Origin of the sequence: Streptomyces pimonensis, assembly GCF_041380215.1 — a bacterium.
GTDB classification, from domain to species: domain Bacteria; phylum Actinomycetota; class Actinomycetes; order Streptomycetales; family Streptomycetaceae; genus Streptomyces; species Streptomyces pimonensis.
This window is the reverse complement of the sequence record NZ_JAHWZY010000102.1, coordinates 1-1,585: the sequence shown is the minus strand read 5'-3', so window position 1 is coordinate 1,585 and position 1,585 is coordinate 1. Positions and strand designations below refer to the sequence as shown.

Here is a 1,585-nt window from a genome sequence, read left to right as displayed (position 1 = left end):
GTTTGCTACACAGACCCGGACATGGAACTGAGCCTGTACGACTGGTCCGCACTTCCGTGCCGTAGTTGCAGATCGGCGGAGCACGTCCCGGACGACTTGCTGCGCCTGGCCCGCGCCCGGACGTGGGCGGAGGCCGAGCCGCGGGGTATCGAGGGACATGTCCTCCAGGAGTCCTGGGGGACGAGGGCCGTCGTGCCGGTCGCCCGGGCCCTGCTGGCGGGACTGGCGGGGCACAGCCTCTCCGTGCAGGCCAGGCATCGGTTTCTGGACCTGCTGTGAGGGTGCGTCGTCCTGGACGACGACGCTCTCGCCGAGGAGTGCAAGGACGTCGTGCGCTCAGGCGTCTGGACGCTCTACGAGGAAGTGTTCTCGGGCAGAGCCAAGGGCAGTGCCCTCTTCGCCTACTGGCTCCTGAAGGAGGTGGAGCCGGCTCCGCTCCGGGTGGAGCGCATGCTGCAGATGGCGCGGCATCTGCTGCCGGAGGACCTCCATGAGGACGACCAGCCGGCCAGCAAATGAAGGAACGGGCAGGAATCACACCGGAGAGGTGGGGGTCCTGCCCGTTCTGTCGCCCGTCTCCCCCACGAGGTCCGGGACATCTCGCACGAAGGGCTCCGAACCCATGCCCATGGCACGACCGACACACCTGCTGAGGTAGACATGAGCGACACCCCCACCGGGGATCCGGTCGAGGAGATCCCGGTCAAGGAGATCCCCCCGCTGCTGTTGCGCATGGTCCCCGAATCCGCCGACTCCATCGCCGAGATGTTCCGCCGGCCCGCGGAAGCGGCCGTCCTGACCGAGGACGCGGCCGTGATGCTGTACGAACTGCTGGCCGGATGCTTCACCACGCCGGTGCTGCTGCCGCAGCTGAGGAGCGACAACCCGGACACGCGGCTGCTCGCCCGGTGCTGGGACTTCGTGGAGCGCATCGTGGACCACTCCACGGAGCACGTCGGTGGTGCCGTCTACTTCGAGGTACTGGATCAGCTCCTCCTCGACAGGGGTCTGGTGGAGGCCTCCTGGCTTTATATGAAGGAGCGGACCCGGGCGCGCACCCTGCTGATGCTCGATGATGCCGACGTTCGTCTGCCCGGAATCAACCGACGGTAGCCCAGGAAGGCGGGACGACAGGATCGGTGCGCGGCCGGCGGGGTCCACCGCACCGGCCGCCCGGCCGCGCGTCCACCGCCCTCGACGGCTTCGGATCGGACGGCACTCGTACGTGCGAGCCGTGGGTCCGGAAGTCGGCCCGTGAGGCAGGCGGTCCTTGAGGAGGCCGTCGCCACGCTCGGGGAGCGACGGACACCGCGGGTGAGCGAGAGATGCTGCATGAGCTGTATTCGCGCTGCGGCGCCGCCTCGGACAGCTCGGCAACAACCTCAACTGTTCTCCGCGCGAGCGGAGGTGAGCCGTCACGGTACTTCTACCCGTCGGCCTCGATGCGGTGCTCTCCGCGCGAGCGGAAGTACGTTGCCCGTTGCCGCAAAGGAACAAAGCCGACCTCCAGCGCAGAGCCCCGGCCTCGCCGCGCTGCCCCACGTCGAGTAGAACCGAAAGGGCGTCCGTCAGTGGTGGGGGTCCT

The 1,585-nt window shown here is 68.3% G+C and carries 3 protein-coding genes; all 3 read left to right on the top strand.

Annotation, left to right across the window (positions count from 1 at the left end; genetic code table 11):
• The coding region (locus tag KYY02_RS33510; RefSeq protein ID WP_371244815.1) for a hypothetical protein at positions 1-279 on the top strand (279 nt) is incomplete at its 5' end.
• A gap of 51 nt (positions 280-330) precedes the next feature.
• Complete coding sequence (locus KYY02_RS33505; protein WP_371244811.1) at positions 331-519, top strand: hypothetical protein; 189 nt, start codon at positions 331-333, stop codon at positions 517-519.
• Positions 520-660: 141 nt separating this feature from the next.
• Positions 661-1,113 carry a hypothetical protein gene (locus KYY02_RS33500; protein WP_371244808.1) on the top strand — a complete coding sequence of 151 codons (453 nt, stop codon included), beginning with the start codon at positions 661-663 and terminating at the stop codon, positions 1,111-1,113.
• Positions 1,114-1,585: the final 472 nt, after the last annotated feature.

What these genes read in the sequence shown, in the direction of transcription:
- KYY02_RS33500 (WP_371244808.1), top strand. Translation starts at nt 661, where the DNA reads ATGAGCGACACCCCCACCGGGGATCCGGTCGAGGAGATCCCGGTCAAG.